Annotated in this window: 16 protein-coding genes; 13 read left to right on the forward strand and 3 right to left on the reverse strand. The window is 65.3% G+C overall.

Going from position 1 to position 15,661, the window contains the following annotated elements:
- Window positions 1–53 precede the first annotated feature (53 nt).
- Window positions 54–1,445: an MFS transporter gene (locus ACFVTG_RS13825; protein WP_390281260.1), complete on the reverse strand. Its 1,392-nt coding sequence runs from the start codon at window positions 1,443–1,445 to the stop codon at window positions 54–56.
- A 147-nt stretch (window positions 1,446–1,592) separates the two neighbouring features.
- On the opposite strand from ACFVTG_RS13825, the gene ACFVTG_RS13830 reads away from it, so the two are divergent.
- The 10 genes from ACFVTG_RS13830 to ACFVTG_RS13875 all read left to right on the forward strand — a co-directional run bounded on the left by ACFVTG_RS13830 (window position 1,593) and on the right by ACFVTG_RS13875 (window position 11,844).
- Window positions 1,593–2,279, forward strand: a complete 687-nt coding sequence (locus ACFVTG_RS13830) for a DUF2848 domain-containing protein (protein ID WP_284753155.1) — start codon at window positions 1,593–1,595, stop codon at window positions 2,277–2,279.
- Window positions 2,280–2,393: 114 nt separating this feature from the next.
- The gene (gene moaA / locus ACFVTG_RS13835; protein WP_390281262.1) at window positions 2,394–3,434 is read left to right on the forward strand and encodes a GTP 3',8-cyclase MoaA; all 1,041 of its coding nucleotides are present in this window, start codon (window positions 2,394–2,396) and stop codon (window positions 3,432–3,434) included.
- Between the two features lie 43 nt (window positions 3,435–3,477).
- On the forward strand, window positions 3,478–4,374 hold the full coding sequence (locus ACFVTG_RS13840; RefSeq protein ID WP_284753151.1) for a MoxR family ATPase: 897 nt from the start codon (window positions 3,478–3,480) through the stop codon (window positions 4,372–4,374).
- 4 nt (window positions 4,375–4,378) lie between these two features.
- The gene (locus ACFVTG_RS13845) at window positions 4,379–5,524 is read left to right on the forward strand and encodes a VWA domain-containing protein (RefSeq protein ID WP_390281264.1); all 1,146 of its coding nucleotides are present in this window, start codon (window positions 4,379–4,381) and stop codon (window positions 5,522–5,524) included.
- On the forward strand, window positions 5,517–6,683 hold the full coding sequence (locus tag ACFVTG_RS13850; protein ID WP_284753149.1) for an XdhC family protein: 1,167 nt from the start codon (window positions 5,517–5,519) through the stop codon (window positions 6,681–6,683). The genes ACFVTG_RS13845 and ACFVTG_RS13850 overlap by 8 nt, the downstream gene beginning before the upstream one ends.
- Before the next feature lie 91 nt (window positions 6,684–6,774).
- The gene (locus ACFVTG_RS13855) at window positions 6,775–7,323 is read left to right on the forward strand and encodes a (2Fe-2S)-binding protein (protein ID WP_390281266.1); all 549 of its coding nucleotides are present in this window, start codon (window positions 6,775–6,777) and stop codon (window positions 7,321–7,323) included.
- Window positions 7,320–9,689, forward strand: a complete 2,370-nt coding sequence (locus ACFVTG_RS13860; protein WP_390281268.1) for a xanthine dehydrogenase family protein molybdopterin-binding subunit — start codon at window positions 7,320–7,322, stop codon at window positions 9,687–9,689. The genes ACFVTG_RS13855 and ACFVTG_RS13860 overlap by 4 nt, the downstream gene beginning before the upstream one ends.
- Entirely contained in the window at window positions 9,686–10,540 is an 855-nt protein-coding gene (locus ACFVTG_RS13865) for an FAD binding domain-containing protein (protein WP_390281270.1), read from the forward strand. The genes ACFVTG_RS13860 and ACFVTG_RS13865 overlap by 4 nt, the downstream gene beginning before the upstream one ends.
- A gap of 23 nt (window positions 10,541–10,563) precedes the next feature.
- Entirely contained in the window at window positions 10,564–11,361 is a 798-nt protein-coding gene (locus ACFVTG_RS13870) for an SRPBCC family protein (RefSeq protein WP_390281272.1), read from the forward strand.
- Between the two features lie 198 nt (window positions 11,362–11,559).
- Window positions 11,560–11,844 (forward strand): hypothetical protein, encoded by a 285-nt coding sequence (locus ACFVTG_RS13875; RefSeq protein WP_390281274.1) that lies wholly within the window; start codon window positions 11,560–11,562, stop codon window positions 11,842–11,844.
- A 22-nt stretch (window positions 11,845–11,866) separates the two neighbouring features.
- Here ACFVTG_RS13875 and ACFVTG_RS13880 read toward each other — a convergent pair whose 3' ends face one another.
- On the reverse strand, window positions 11,867–12,340 hold the full coding sequence (locus tag ACFVTG_RS13880; RefSeq protein ID WP_284753143.1) for a MarR family winged helix-turn-helix transcriptional regulator: 474 nt from the start codon (window positions 12,338–12,340) through the stop codon (window positions 11,867–11,869).
- Between the two features lie 205 nt (window positions 12,341–12,545).
- On the opposite strand from ACFVTG_RS13880, the gene ACFVTG_RS13885 reads away from it, so the two are divergent.
- Both ACFVTG_RS13885 and ACFVTG_RS13890 read left to right on the forward strand, forming a co-directional pair.
- Window positions 12,546–13,448: a methyltransferase family protein gene (locus ACFVTG_RS13885; protein ID WP_390281276.1), complete on the forward strand. Its 903-nt coding sequence runs from the start codon at window positions 12,546–12,548 to the stop codon at window positions 13,446–13,448.
- Window positions 13,449–13,524: 76 nt separating this feature from the next.
- Window positions 13,525–14,166 carry a dihydrofolate reductase family protein gene (locus tag ACFVTG_RS13890; RefSeq protein WP_390281278.1) on the forward strand — a complete coding sequence of 214 codons (642 nt, stop codon included), beginning with the start codon at window positions 13,525–13,527 and terminating at the stop codon, window positions 14,164–14,166.
- A gap of 12 nt (window positions 14,167–14,178) precedes the next feature.
- Here ACFVTG_RS13890 and ACFVTG_RS13895 read toward each other — a convergent pair whose 3' ends face one another.
- Window positions 14,179–15,063 (reverse strand): NmrA/HSCARG family protein, encoded by an 885-nt coding sequence (locus ACFVTG_RS13895; protein ID WP_390281281.1) that lies wholly within the window; start codon window positions 15,061–15,063, stop codon window positions 14,179–14,181.
- Window positions 15,064–15,114: 51 nt separating this feature from the next.
- On the opposite strand from ACFVTG_RS13895, the gene ACFVTG_RS13900 reads away from it, so the two are divergent.
- Window positions 15,115–15,624 carry a MarR family winged helix-turn-helix transcriptional regulator gene (locus ACFVTG_RS13900; RefSeq protein ID WP_390281283.1) on the forward strand — a complete coding sequence of 170 codons (510 nt, stop codon included), beginning with the start codon at window positions 15,115–15,117 and terminating at the stop codon, window positions 15,622–15,624.
- The last annotated feature ends 37 nt before the right edge of the window (window positions 15,625–15,661 follow it).

Raw genomic sequence — 15,661 nt, forward strand, 5'->3', positions numbered from 1 at the left:
CTTCTGCCCGCCCAGCGCAGCTTGTCAGGATTTTCGAAGGCATGACGTGAGAGTCAGCGCGTTTCCGCGACGGTGGACTGTCGGCTTGCCGCCGCAGATCCTTCCAGCAGCAGGCGATAGTCCTCGTCCTCCACGGTGTTGGAGTCCCGGCCGAGCGCCAACCCCACTGCGGTGACGACGGCGGCCACGGCCACATAGATGGCAACCGGAATCCAGGTGCCGAACTGGGACAGCAGCAGCGTGAACATCAAGGGTGCGATGGCGCCCCCGATCACGCCGGCGAAGGTGTAGGCCAGCGAACTCCCGGTGGACCGAAGTCGCGGAGAGAACTGTTCCACGATGAAGGCGGCCTGCGGTCCGTACATGAAGGAGTGCGCCATGAGTCCCAGGACAATTCCCGCGATCAGCAGCGGCTCGCTGTGCCCGCCCAGGATTCCGAAGAAGACGAAAGTCCAGGCGGCTCCCACCACTGCCGCGATGCCGTAGACGAGGCGCCGGTTGAAGCGATCGGATACGGCACCGGCCAGCGGGATCATGAACAGCTGGAACGCGGAGCCGATCAACACGGCGGTGAGGACCTGGCTGCGGTCGTAGCCGAGGACCTGGATGCCGTAGCTCAGGGTGAAGACGGTAAACAGGGCATACAGCACGTCCGGGCCAACCCGGCACAGCGTGGCAGCGACGAGCGGCCGGAGTTCCTTGCTGAAAACTTCGCGGACAGGGGCGTTGGGCTGTTCACCATGGGCCTCAATGGCCTTGAAAATCGGGGTATCTTCAAGCTTCAGCCGAATCCAGAGACCGAAGCCCACCAGCACGGCCGAGACCAGGAAGGCGATGCGCCAGCCGAAGCTGATGAACTGCGCTTCGCTGAGCGTAACGGTCAGGACGGCCAAGATGCCGTTGGCCATGAGGTTGCCGGCCGGCGGTCCGACTTGGGCCGCGGAGGCCCAGAAGCCACGCCGATGGGGATCGCCGTATTCGCTGGAGAGCAGCACTGCCCCGCCCCATTCGCCGCCGACGCCCACGCCTTGGGCGAAGCGCAGCAACACCAGGATGATCGGAGCCGAGATGCCGATACTGCCGTAGCCAGGCAGTACCCCGATCAGCACAGTGGCGACGCCGATGATCATCAGCGTCGTCACGAGGACTTTCTTGCGGCCGATGCGGTCACCGAGCCGGCCGAAAATGATGCCGCCCACAGGACGGGAGACATAGCCCACCGCGTAGGTGGAGAACGCCAGGATGGTCCCGGTCAAGGGATCCGATGACGGGAAAAAGACGATGGGGAATACGACGGCGGCCGCGGCGGAGTAGACGGCAAAGTCGTACCACTCGAGCGCGGTGCCGGTGAGGCTTGCCGCAAAGGCCTTGTACAGGCCTTTGGGATGCATCGGCTTTCCGGGACGCGGCGCTGCGCCGGAAGCCGGAACTGGAACGTTGGCCATGGGTTTCCTCCACGAGAAGTTTACGGTGACGCCTGCCACACTGGCGTTAAATGTATACATTACGCATACTGGATGTACATTGGCGACTGTTTCCGGTTTCCGATTTGAAAAATTTCTCCAGCAGGACACGCAAAGGATGGACAGAAAATGACGACTCTGAGCTTTGAACTTCCCGATGGCACCAAGCGGAATGTCCAGGTCAAGCACCTCCTGAACGCTGGCTACGCAGGGCGCGAACAGGAAGAAGTGCAGGCCCACATCGCCGAGCTGGCCGAACTTGGCGTTCCCGGCCCCGCAACCACGCCAGCGCTGTACCCGGTGTCCCCGTACCTGGCCCAACAGGTCTCGGAAGTCCGCGTCCAGCACGGCCGGACCTCGGGCGAAGCCGAATGGGCGCTCGTAATCACCGATGAGGACGTGCTCTTGACCGTGGCGTGCGACCATACGGATCGCGAACTCGAAGTCCACGGCGTGGCTTGGAGCAAGAACGCCAGCCCGGACGTGTTGGGACGCAAAGCATGGCGCCTGGATGATGTTCGCGACCATTTGGACAAGATCACCCTCAAGGGCTGGGTGGGTGACGGCGAAACTCCGGACACCCTGATCCAGGACAGTTCGCTGGAGGCGCTCCTCAGCCCGGACTACTGGCTGGCGGTGCTCGCAGAACGCGGCCTGAACCAGCCGGGCACCGTCCTCATTTCAGGCACAGTGGCAATGAAACAGGGGGTCGACCAGTTTGCCCGCAGCTGGAAGGTGGAAATGACCGATCCGGTGACCGGCACGTCGGTGGACGCCCAGTATGTTGTGGAGAAGATGGCAGAGCCCATCGGCTGAGTCCGGCTCCGCCGCCGTTCGCCCGACCGCGGTCCATTGTGGGCGCTCGGGACCGGGCATACTCTGGGAGAGGCACAAGCGGTTGGCACTACTACCGCATTGAGAGGGCGCTGCATGGACGCCAATTCCATCACCGACACCTTCCACCGGCCCTTGCGGGACCTGCGGATTTCCGTCACGGACCGATGCAATTTCCGCTGCGTCTACTGCATGCCCAAGGAGATCTTCGGCAGGGATTTCGTTTTCATGCCCCGGGACCAGCTGCTGACGTTTGAGGAAATCACCCGGCTGGCGTCGATCGCGGTTGGACACGGTGTGCGGAAGATCCGGCTGACCGGCGGGGAACCCCTGTTGCGGAAGGACATCGAGGAGCTGGTCCGGATGCTGGCCCGGTTGCGCACTCCCGACGGGCTGGCGCCGGACCTGGCCATGACCACGAACGGCTCGGTCCTGGCGCAGAAGGCACAAGCGCTCAAGGATGCGGGGCTGGACCGGGTGACGGTCTCGCTGGACTCCCTCCGGGAGGAGACCTTCCAGGCCATGAACGACGTCGGCTATCCCGTGGCGAAGGTCCTGCACGCCGCGGACGTTGCCCAGGCCGCCGGGCTGGGGCCGGTGAAGATCAACATGGTGGTCAAGCGGGAGACGAACGACCAGGACATTCTTCCCATGGCCAGCCATTTCAAGGGATCCGGGTTCATTCTGCGGTTCATCGAGTACATGGACGTGGGAGCATCCAACGGCTGGAAAATGGATGAAGTGGTGCCCTCAGCCGAGATCCTGGCTCGCATCGGCGCGGTGTTCCCTCTGGAGCCCGTAGCCCCCAACTACCCCGGCGAGACCTCGGATCGCTGGCGCTACGCGGACGGAAGCGGCGAAATCGGAGTCATTTCGAGCGTGACCCAAGCCTTTTGCCGCGGCTGCACCCGGGCCCGGCTCTCGGCCGACGGGAAGCTGTTCACGTGCCTCTTTGCGACGGCCGGCACGGACCTGAGGGCACTCCTGAGAGGCGGAGCGTCCGACGTCGAGCTTTCGACGGCGTTGTCCGCCCTGTGGGGCGGCCGCACGGACCGCTACTCGGAACTGCGCAGTTCACACACACCCAAGGACCCTGCCGCGGCACACAAGATCGAGATGTCGTACATCGGCGGATAGCCGAGCCGGACCGCATCCCAGCCGGTGACCCTATGCTGGTGCCATGACGCAGACGTCGATCAGCTCCGCCACAGCGCTGGCCGAAATGCTGGCCGCCACCGGCTACCTCGCCGACGACGGCCTGGCCACCGTCGGTTACCTCGCCCTGAGCATGGAACGGCCGCTGCTGCTGGAAGGCGAACCGGGCACCGGCAAAACCTCCCTGGCCGAGGCCCTCGCGCAAGGGTTCGGGCTGCCGCTGATCCGATTGCAGTGCTATGAGGGAATCGACGCCTCGCAGGCGCTGTATGACTGGGACTTCACCGCCCAGATCCTGCATCTGCGCAGCGTGGAGGCCAGCGGCGGCTCGGGAATGAGCGCGCGGCTGAGCGTGGCCGAGCTGGAAAGCTCGCTCTATGACAAACGGTTCCTCTTAGCCCGCCCTATCCTCAAGGCGCTACAGCAAAGCCCGGCCGTGCTGCTGATCGACGAAATCGACCGGGCCGACGACGAGTTCGAGGCGTTCCTGCTGGAAGTGCTCTCCACCTACCAGGTCTCCATCCCCGAGTTCGGCACGGTCAAGGCCGACACTCCGCCGATCGTGGTGCTCACCTCCAACCGGACCCGCGATCTGCACGATGCACTCAAACGCCGCTGCCTCTACCACTGGATCGACCACCCCGGGCTGGCCCGCGAAGTGGAAATCGTGCGCACCCGACTCCCCCAAGTGCCTGCGCTCTTGGCCGAGCAAGTGGTTCGCGCGGTCCAGCAGATCCGGGTCACCGACGACGTACTGAAGCCTCCCGGCGTCGCCGAGACCCTGGACTGGGCGCGCGCCCTGCACCAGCTCGGCAGGGCAGAGTTGGACCTGGCCTCGGCCGCAGCCAGCATCGGCGCGCTGTGCAAGTACCGTGAGGACACTGAGCGCGTCTCGGCGGCCCTGGCCCGGATGCTCGGCTGAGCCCATGCCAACGGCAGAACACGGCCCTCCGGCCGGCCCCGCGGCAGGCCAGAGCACAGGCCACAGCGCCGAAGAGATCCTCCTTGCCTTCGCCGCAGCCGTGCGTGCGGCCGGCGTGAAAGTGACCGCGGACCGCTCGCTCAGCTTCGTCGACGCCGTAGGCAGGCTCGCCCTGGATCGCCGTTCGGACGTGTTCTGGGCCGGCCGCGCCACGCTATGCGCTTCGCCGGAGGACTTGCCCGCCTACCAGCGGACGTTTGAGGCCTGGTTTGCCGTGGAACACTCGGCCGCCCAACGCCTGGAAAACTCCGCGACGTCAGTCAGCGCTGCCACTTTGGATGACGACGACGGCGGGCCGGAAGGTAGGCGGGAACAGTTGCGGGCGCTCGCCAGCCGCCGGGAGCTGCTGCGGCACCGCGACGTAGCCGTCCTGGACGACGCGGAACGCGCGCTGCTGCACCGGATGTTCGAGGAGTTGCCGGTGCGCTTGCCCACCCGGCAGACCCGGCGCAGGCACCTCGACCGGCACGGCGACGTGGACCGCGTCCGGACCCTGCGCGACCAGTTGCGCCGCGGCGGGGAACCGGGGCCCCTTCGCCGCGCCCGGGCCCCGCGCAAAACCCGCCGGATGGTCTGGTTGATCGACGTTTCAGGTTCGATGGCACCGTACGCGGACAGCCTGCTTCGCTTGGCCCACCGGGTAGTGGAGGCCGCTCCGCGCCAAGTAGAGGTTTTCACGCTGGGCACCCGCCTGACCCGCGTGACAAGCGCGCTTCGTGTCCCTGATCCCGAAAGTGCCTTGGCGCTCGCCGGCCGCACAGTCCCGGACTGGTCCGGCGGAACCCGGCTTGGAGAGGTGCTGCGGGCGTTCAACGACCGCTGGGGCCAGCGCGTAATGGTGCGCGGCGCCGTCGTCGTGATTGCCAGCGATGGCTGGGAGCGGGGCGACCCCGCACTGCTGGGACGCCAGGCCGAGCGGCTGCACCATCTGGCGAGGCGGGTCATTTGGTCCAATCCGCACCGCGGCAAGGCGGGGTACGAGCCCCTGCAGCGGGGAATCAGGGCAGTGCTGCCGCACGTTGACTTCTTTATAGGGGGGCACTCAATGCAGAGTTTCGAGGAGTTGTTGGACGTGGTTGCCAATGCGTGAGGTCTTGGACGATCTGGTTGCTGCCATGGCGGCCGGCCACACAGTAGGACTCGGCACGGTGGTGCGCACCTTCCGCTCCGCACCGCGGCCGGCCGGCGCCGCCATGATGGTCGACGCCGACGGCAGTGCGGTGGGCTCGGTATCCGGCGGGTGCGTCGAGGGAGCGCTCTACGAACTGGCCACCAAGGTGGTCGAGTCCGGCAAACCGGTGCTGCAGCGCTACGGGATCAGTGACGACGCCGCGTTCGAGGTCGGCCTCACCTGCGGCGGGATCCTGGACATTTTTGTGGAGCCGGTCTCCACTGAGAACTTCCCGGAACTGGCCCAGGTAGCGGACGACGTCGGTGCAGGCCGTCCGGTTGCCATCGTAACCGTGATCGAACACCCCGATCCCGCGTGGCTGGGCCGCCACCTGGTGGTCCGCCCGGAGGGGTTCGTGGGTTCCCTCGGCAGCGAGCGTGCCGACCATGCGGTATCCGACGACGTCCAGGGCCTGCTGGCCGCAGGCCGCAACACGACCCTCATGTACGGACCGGACGGGCAGCGGCGCGGCGAAGGCATGCGCGTTTTCGCCCTCAGTTTCGCCCCTCAGCCGCGGATGCTGGTGTTCGGCGCGATCGACTTCGCCGCCGCGGTCGCAAAGCAAGGCACCTTCCTCGGCTACCGGGTCACGGTCTGCGATGCACGCGCGGTTTTCGCTACCGCTGCGCGGTTCCCGCAAGCCGACGAGGTAGTGGTGGAATGGCCGCACCGCTACCTGCAGGCGCAGATCAGTGCCGGCCAAGTGGATGAACGCACCGTGATCTGCGTGCTGACGCATGATCCGAAATTCGACGTGCCGCTGCTGGAGTTGGCACTGCGCCACAACGTGGCCTATGTGGGGGCGATGGGATCCCGGCGCACGCACCACGACCGATTGGAACGGCTGCGCGAAGCAGGCCTGGGCGAGGCCGAATTGGCGAAGCTCTCCAGCCCGATCGGCCTGGACCTGGGATCCCGCACCCCGGAGGAAACGGCCGTCTCCATCGCCGCCGAAATCATTGCCTTGCACTGGGGTGGCGGCGGCGGAAGATTGAGCACTATGGAAGCCCGGATCCACCACGAACCCACGGTTGAAGCGGACCACGAGGATGCGGGGTACGAACTCAAGCCGGGCTAGGGCGCTCGCCCCTTCCGAGGAGTAACCTGTGTCACATCAGGACTGGATGCCGGGCAGTCGTGCCCGTCGTCCAACGCGACAGGAGATCCCAATGGCGAGTTCCAAGACGATCACCGTCGAAGTCGATGATGTGAGCTACACAGACGACGTCGAGCCACGATTGCTGCTGGTCCAATACCTGCGCGAACGGCTCGGCAAGACCGGCACATTGATCGGCTGCGACACTACCAACTGCGGCGCCTGCACCGTCCATCTGGACGGAGTCAGCGTCAAATCCTGCACCATGTTCGCGGTTCAGGCAGACGGCCACAGCGTCACCACCATCGAAGGCCTCGCCCGGGACGGCAAGCTCGCCCCGCTGCAGCAAGCCTTCCACCAATGCCATGCGCTGCAATGCGGCTTCTGCACGCCCGGCATGATCATGCAATCGGCATCCCTCCTCACCGAAAACCCGCACCCCACCGAGCAGGAAATCCGGGACGGCCTTGAGGGAAACCTTTGCCGGTGCACCGGGTACCAGAACATAGTTGCCGCGGTGCAGGCCGCCGCTGACGGAACCGTTTCTTCTGACGGAGCCGTTTCTTCCGACGGCACGGTCTCCGCGGACCGCGACGAAACAGAAACGGCAGGTGTGGCATGACCATCGCCGAAGTCGGCAGGCCCCGCCTCCGCAAGGAAGATGCCCACCTCATCACCGGACGCTCCAGGTACACCGACAACATGACGTTGCCCGGCATGCTCCATTTGGCCATGGTCCGCAGTCCGTTCGCCCACGCGAAGATCACCTCGATCGACACCTCCGCCGCGAAGTCCTCACCCGGCGTCGTCGCCGTGCTTACCGGAGCCGATGTGGCCGCGGAACAGGGCAGCCTGCCCAATGTCTGGCCCGTCACCGCCGATCAGAAGGCGCCTGCTTTCCCATCGATCGCCGTCGACGAGGTGGCCTTCGCCGGCGAAGTAGTTGCCTGCATCGTTGCCCGGAGCGCCGCAGCGGCGCGGGACGCCGTCGAACTCGTGGACGTCAGTTACGACGAACTGCCGGTGGTCCTCGATCTGGAGGAAGCGTTCACCGACAAGGTGCTGGCCCACTCCAACTTGGACTCCAATCTCTCGGCGACCTGGGTGTTTGACTCGGGCGAAGCCGGCACCGGCAAGCCGATCGCCGAGGCATTGGCGAACGCCGAAGTCCTCATCGAACGCACCTTTTACCAGCAGCGCCTTATCCCGGCCTTCATGGAACCGCGCTCGATCGTGGTTGACCCGACGAGTGAGCAAATCACCATGTGGTCGTCCACGCAGATACCCCATATCCTGCGGCTGATCCTGGCATTGACGCTCGGCCTCCCGGAAAGCAAGCTCCGTGTGATCGCCCCCGACGTGGGCGGCGGTTTTGGCGGAAAGCTGACGGTGATCCCCGAGGAGTTCATCACCCTCATGGCAGCCCGGCGGGTCGGCAAGCCCTGCAAATACACCGAAACCCGCAGCGAGTCCCTGCAGTCCGGACATCACGGCCGGGCCCAAGTGCAGAAGGTGAAGCTCGCGGCCACGAAGGACGGGATCGTCACCGGGCTGGACATTCAGCTGCTGGCGGACATGGGAGCCTACTTGGGCATTATCGGCTCGGGCATCCCGATCCTGGGCGCGTTCATGTACAACGCCATCTACAAGTTCCCTGCCTACCGCCTGGAATGCAGCAACGTCTTCACCAACAAGGCGTGGACGGGCGCTTACCGCGGCGCGGGCCGACCGGAAGCAACATTCGCTATCGAGCGCTTGATGGATGAGCTCGCCGTCGAGCTGGGCATGGATCCCCTGGAACTACGCAAGAAGAACTGGATCAACCACGAGGAGTTCCCCTTCACAACTGTCACGGGACTCGAATACGACAGCGGCAACTACGAGGCGGCCACGGCGAAGGCCCTGGAGCTCTTTGGCTACGACGAACTCCGGGCAGAGCAGGCCAAGCGCCGCGAGGCGAACGATCCTGTCCAACTCGGCATCGGCATCTCCACGTTCACCGAAATGTGCGGCCTGGCTCCATCCCGGGTGCTCGGCGCGCTGAGTTACGCCGCTGGCGGCTGGGAGCACGCCCAGGTGAGGGTGCTCCCCACTGGCAACATCGAAGTGGTCACCGGCACTTCCCCGCACGGCCAGGGCCACGAAACCGCGTGGAGCCAGCTTGTGGCGGACAAGCTCGGCGTGCCGTTCGAAAATGTCGAGGTGCTGCATGGCGATACCCAGGTCTCCCAGCGGGGCCTGGACACCTACGGCTCCCGCTCGCTGGCGGTCGGCGGCATGGCGGTGCTCGCCGCGGCGGACAAGGTGATCGAGAAGGCCAAGGTCCTGGCGGCGCACATGATGGAGGCCAGCGAAGAGGACATCGAGTTCATGGACGGCAAGTTCAGCGTCAAGGGCACCGACCAGTCCACGGCGTTCGGTGAAGTCGCCTTCGCCGCCTTCTCGGCGCACAACCTGCCGGACGGGTTTGAGCCCAATCTGGACTCGGATGCCACCTTCGACCCGCAGAGCTTCTCCTTCCCGCACGGCACCCATCTGGCCGCCATGGAAGTGGACACCGAGACGGGGCAGGTCAGCATCCGCAAGTACGTTTGCGTGGACGACGTTGGGGTGGTGGTCAATCCGCTGATTGTGGAGGGCCAGGTCCACGGCGGCCTGGCGCAGGGAATCGCTCAGGCCCTTTATGAGGAGGCCGTGCACGACGACGCCGGGACCTTGGTCACGGGCTCGTTTGTGGACTACTTAGTACCGAGCGCGCCGGATCTGCCGCATTTCACGACGGCGCGCACCGAGACGCCTTCGACCACCAACCAACTGGGGGCCAAGGGAGTCGGCGAGGCGGGAACCATCGCCTCAACGCCCGCCATTGTCAACGGTGTGCTGGACGCGGTGCGGCACCTTGGCGTGAAGGACATCAAGATGCCCTGTACGCCGGCGCGTGTGTGGGCCGCCCTTGAAGAAGCCAAGACCACCGGAGGTGTGCAATGATTCCGAGCGCATTCGATTACGCCGCCCCGGCCACGGTGGCGGAGGCGTTGGGCGTGTTGGCCGACGCCGGCGACGACGTGAAGCTGCTGGCCGGGGGCCAAAGCCTGATCCCCGTGATGAAACTGCGCCTGGCCGACCCTGCGATGGTGGTCGACTTGGGCCGGATAGGCGAGCTGTCCGGGGTCCGCGACGACGGCGACGCGCTGCTGATCGGAGCCATGACAACGCACCACCAGATCGTCACCGACCCGCTTATTGCCGAGCACGTGCCGTTGCTGGCGATGGCCGCGGCGACGGTCGCGGATCCCCAAGTCCGCCACCGCGGTACGTTCGGCGGCGCCCTGGTGCACGCCGACCCGGCGGGCGACATGCCCGCGCCGGTGCTGGCCGCGGACGCGACGTTCATCCTGGCAGGTCCGGACGGGGAACGCCGGGTGGCAGCGGCGGACTTCTTCCAGGGGTACTTCACCACCGCCGTCGACGACGGCGAGATCCTCACCCATATTCGGGTGCCGAAGTACACCGGGTGGGGTGCACGCTACGAGAAATTCACGAGGGTGGCCCAGCAATGGTCCATTGTCGCCGTGGCCGCGATGGTCCGGGTGGAAGGGGGCACGATCGCCGAGGCCAGGATCGGCCTGACAAACATGGCCAGCACGCCGTTGCGGGCGACCGCCGTCGAGCAGGCACTAGTAGGGGCACCGCTAACCCGTGAAGCGATCGCCACCGCGAGCGCACACGCTGCCGAAGGGACCGATCCCGCCAGCGACCTCAACGGGGACGCGGCCTACCGCCGCCACCTGGCCGGGGTCCTGACCAAGCGGGCCGTCATCGCGGCCGCCCGACTCTAGCGGAACACGGACGGGAGGAAGACGTGGAACTCAAACATCACTTCGTGGTTCCCAGTTCGCTGGAGGACACCTGGCATTCCTTCAACCAGCTGGAAGACATCGCGCCCTGTTTCCCCGGGGCGACACTCACGTCCGTGAGCGGCGAGGAATTCACCGGGACGGTCAAGGTCAAGCTCGGGCCGATCGCCATGATCTACACCGGCACCGGTGAATTCCTCGAACGCAACCAGGAGACGCACACGGTAGTCATTTCGGCCACGGGCAAGGACAAACGCGGCAACGGAACGGCGGGTGCCACTGTGACGGCAGTGCTGACGCCCGACGGCGACGGCACCTCCGTGGACGTGACCACCGACATGAACGTCACCGGGAAACCGGCCCAATTCGGCCGGGGCGTCATCCAGGACATCTCGGACAAGTTGCTGGAACAGTTTGTCCAGTGCGTGATCGGGAAGGCGGGCCGCGGGGCTGAGAAGGATACTGAGCCCGACGCCGGAGGCTCGGCAGCGTCTGCAGGGTCCGGGGCGGCTGCCGGCGAGGTAGCGGAGCCCGGGGAGCCCGCGGCTGGAGCAGCCGCCGGGCCCGCCGCCGTCGTGCCCGCTGCGGGTCCCGCAGCGCCGGTGGCCGGGCCTCCGGCGGCTCCTGTGCCGGCGGCGGCGGCTGCACCTGCACCGCCTTCCGCGCCGTTCGCGCCGTCGTCGGAATTGGACCTGGGCTCTGCCGTGTGGCCGGTGCTCGTCCGACGTTTCGGCCCCGTGCTTTGCGCCGCCGCTGTCGTGGTCCTGGTGGCTTGGCTGCTTCGGCGACGCGGAAGGGGCTGAACGCGCCATTTAGTCTGCGTTGATGCCGGGTTCGGGCGGCGCGGCGTGCTTGCCGCGCACCTCACAGCGTCGATATCATCAGGGTGGGTTATGCAGCCGGCCCTCGGAACTCTTTTCCATGGAGTGACCCATGACCCGCCGGACCCCCACCTCTTCCAAGTCTTCTTGCGCCGCCACTCCCAAGCTTGGAGCCGCGCTGTGAACGCGCTACTCACCTCATGCTTGGAAGGCGAGCTGGACCCGGTCCAAGGGCTTGCGAAGTTGTCCGTTGCCGAGCTCAACTTCTTGGCTGACGCTCTCTTCAGGTTGCTCGACGTCGGGAAGCCTGAGTTCGGGGTCAAGTCCTGGTACGACGCGGTCCTGGATGAATTGGCTGTGCGCGGCGAGGGTCCGACACGCGGCGAGGGTCCCACGGCCGTTGAGCGGTCCGCCGTCGACGTTTCCAAGAACCGTTGGGGCCTCCTGGGCGAGAAGCCCGAATGACGGTTTCCGACTCGCGCCGGGACTAGTCTTCCCGTGCTGCGGAGGCAAGAGGGGCGCTAGCGTTGACTCCCCCGGGTCCTTGCCGGCCTGCCAGCTCGCGCACGAGTACCTTCAATTCCTGCCTGAACATCGACGTATCGATGGACACTTGGGCGAGGACCTGTTGCTCCGACTCGACCGCCCGCTCAAGCGCTTCTTTGCCGACGTCGGTCAGCGAAACGACGTGCACCCTGCGGTCTTCGGAACTTCGACGGCGGCTTATGTGGCCGTGGGTTTCGAGCCTGCTGAGGGTCTGCCCCATGGTCTGGGCCTGCACGCGGACGATCTGCGCGAGCGCGGTCTGAGTGATGGGGCCCGTGACGGCAAGAACCTCGAGGGCGATGACACCGGCGTGGGTGAGGCCGATCTCCCTGAGATTCTCGTCCCAAGCGTGTTCCACCAGCCGGGCCGCTGTAGACAACAACCGTCCGGTGGGCCAACGCTCAATGTCCGGCATATTTCTCATTGTAGCCGCGAGGGGATTTTGCGGGGCTGGGGGTAACTAGTCCTGCGGGGGACTCGTGTGAAGACGGACGTAGCTTCGAATTCGGTAGGCTGAGCCAAAATTGTCTGCGATTGGGGCTACGGATGTTTGGGCTGAGCGGGTGTCGCCCTTGATTCGGCGGGGCGGAGCTATTTGGTGGGGCAGGGCATATTTTGCCATGCAGGCGATTGCCGGTTTCTTCTGGTGGGCCGCCGTCTTCCTGTCGTCGGTGGTGCGCGAGGCGACCCTCGGTAACCTCGACCCGGTTGCGGTTGCCGTGTTCGACATTCCTTTGTTCGTCGTGGCGTCGGCCGTGGCGGCGTTTGGCGTTAAGGCTGCCGCGGTGGCGAGTACCGGCTGGACGAGTGTTGTCGCCGTCGCACTGGCGGTATACGCCACCGTCACAACCGAAGCGGGCTGGGGCGTACTAGGCATGGGCGCTGCGACCGCAGGTTCAGTGATCGCACTCTGCCTCATCTTGCTAGGGCATGTACCGACCGCGTGGATCATCCGCGGTCCATTCTCATTCCGGCCCGCAATCCCCCGCCCGGTCGCCGCCACCCATGTGGTTTCAACATTCGGGCAAATCATCATTTTCTGGGGGTTCTTCCTGGCGGTGATTCCGTTTGGGATAGCGGCTCTCGAACAGCGCTGGGCGGTGGTGCTCCCGTTTCCCTCGTTTGCCGCTCCTGTGGGTGTCGCGGTTCTGGTACTCGCCAGCGCCCTTGGCATCTCGGCGGCCGTAGTGATGTCGACGTTGGGAAATGGCACCCCGCTGCCGTCGGCAATGCCCAACCATTTGGTCATCGCAGGTCCGTATCGCTGGATACGTAATCCAATGGCGGCCGCGGGCATTCTCCAAGGCGCGGCAGTTGGCGTCATCCTGCAGTCATGGCTCGTGGTGGCCTACGCCGTCGTGGGCTCGCTGGTGTGGAATTACGTTGTCAGGCCGCTCGAGGAATCGGACCTGGAGGAACGGTTCGGCGAAGAATTCCGGCAATACCGCGATGCCGTGCGCTGCTGGGTACCGCGGGTGTCGAAGACCCGCCCCCAGGCCGCGGATCCCTTAATTCTTCCGTGAATGCTTCCGAGACAGTGGTCTCGGCACCAGTATGGTGATTGCATAACGCAACCACTGATCTGAGGGGACCTTCACCATGGCTGTTCGAGTTGACCTGAATATCTCGCTGGATGGTTTCGCCACGACCACCGACGCAACTCCTGAGAATCCGTTCGGTTCGGACTGGGGCCGACTCGTTGACGCATATACGTCCACCCGTACGTTCCGTGAGCGGGTCTTGCATGACACGAGTGGAGAAGGAACGTCCGGCGTCGACGACAAATACGCGGCGGCCTACTTCGAGGGGGTCGGAGCGGAGATTATGGGTGCAGGCATGTTCGGGTTCCATAACTTCCCCAATGACCCCGATTGGAAGGGCTGGTGGGGCGACGAGCCTCCCTTCCGCGTTCCCGTGTTCGTCCTCACTCACACGCCCCGCCCTGACATCACGATGGACGGCGGTACAACCTTCCACTTCGTAAATACCAGCCCCGAAGAAGTGCTTGAACAAGCGCTCAGTGCCGCGGGTGAAAAGGATGTGCGTATCGGAGGTGGCCCTACCGTTGTGCGCGATTACCTCAGTGCCGGACTTGTCGATCGGCTGCACGTCGCGATCACACCCATCCTGCTCGGTAGCGGAATACGGCTTTGGGAAGATCTCCGCGGGCTGGAAAACGACTACACCGTCACGTCAGAGACCGCCGAAAGCGGCATCATCCACGTCACGTTTCGCCGATAAACCGATAGCCGGTCACGGGCCCGGATGCCAGTCTGACGAGGCAAGCCAAGCGCAGAGGTCAAGAGCATCGGGTACGAGTGCGCGGGTCGCCTCGAAATCGGCCTGGAACGCGGGCGTTTCGGCGAACCAACGGAACATTTCGGCGGTGTCGCCGAATGCGGCGATGGCCTCGAGCGGCAGGGCCTCGTACCGCGCAGGAAGGCCCGCGTACGCGCCAATGGCGTCGGCGATCTGCGAGCCGGTGAGCATGTCGCCGGCGATCTCCACACTGCTGCCCTCGACCGCGGTTCCGCCGAGCAAAATGGCCGCGGCGGCCCGGCCGATGTCGCGCACGGCGACCATCTGCAGCGGAATGCCGTCAGGAAGGGCCATCCGGACGACCACCTGGCCGTTCTCGACGCTCGTCGTGAATCCGGACAGGTTATCCATGAAGAGGACAGGGCGGAGGAAGGTGTGGTGGATGCCCAGAGCTTCGATGTGCTCTTCGGCGCGGCGTTTGCTTTCGAAGTGCGGCACGCCCGATTCGCGCTCGGCGCCACCGACGGAGCTGAACACGAGGTGGGGCACACCCGCGCGAGCCGCGGCGTCGGCTATCGCGATCCCGGTCGCCGCCTCCTGCTCGGTGCCGTTCGGGAGCGGGGTCGTCATCGCGAACGCGGCATCCACCCCCTCAAATAGGGCGCCGAGCGACGCGGGGTCGGTGAGGTCGCCGACCATCAGCTCGACTCCCCGATCCGCCAGCGTCCGCGCGGCCGGTTTGTCCGGATCACGGACGAGGGCACGCACCCGCGCACCCTTCGCCAGCAGCGCGTCGATGACCGAGCCGCCCTGCTTACCCGTCCCGCCGACAACGGCGATCAAAGGTGCGCCTGTGGATAGTGGAAAACTTGTGGACATGATGTTCTCCTCTGGACTAGTCGGACAATCAATAGAAACGGAAGCCGGCTAATGAATATTCCGAAGGCGCCCACAAACGGAAGACCCGCCGACTTCACCGCGGAGGTCGACGGCGTTATTGGCCCACTGATTCCGACTCTCGCGCGTGCGCATCGGGCGATGTCGCAGGAGCTGCTCCGGGGCACGGGCCTTAGCGCCGGCCAGGAATTGCTTGTCATGCGCCTCTTTGATCAGCCTGCGCAATCACAGGCCAGCCTCACCCGATGGTTGGGCGTGGAGCCGCCGACGACGGCGAAGATGCTCGCCCGCATGGAGAAAGCAGGCTTCGTGGAGCGGGCACGGTCCGTAACCGATCGCCGCGTCACCCTGGTCACACTGACTTCGGCGGGACGTGCCCTTCATCGACGGGTCTCAACGGTCTGGGAAGACCTCGAAAAGGTCACAACGGCTGATCTCACGGATGCGGAGATACAGGAACTGGAGCGCCTCCTGCGTCGTCTGATCTCGAACCTCCTCACCGACCGCAAGGCATCCACCGAAGACGATTGTCCTAGTCCCTGAATGTTTCGCAATCGGGGGAGGAGTGCGCCGCGGCCCG

Source organism: Arthrobacter sp. NPDC058127 (assembly GCF_042884555.1).
Classification (GTDB): domain Bacteria; phylum Actinomycetota; class Actinomycetes; order Actinomycetales; family Micrococcaceae; genus Arthrobacter.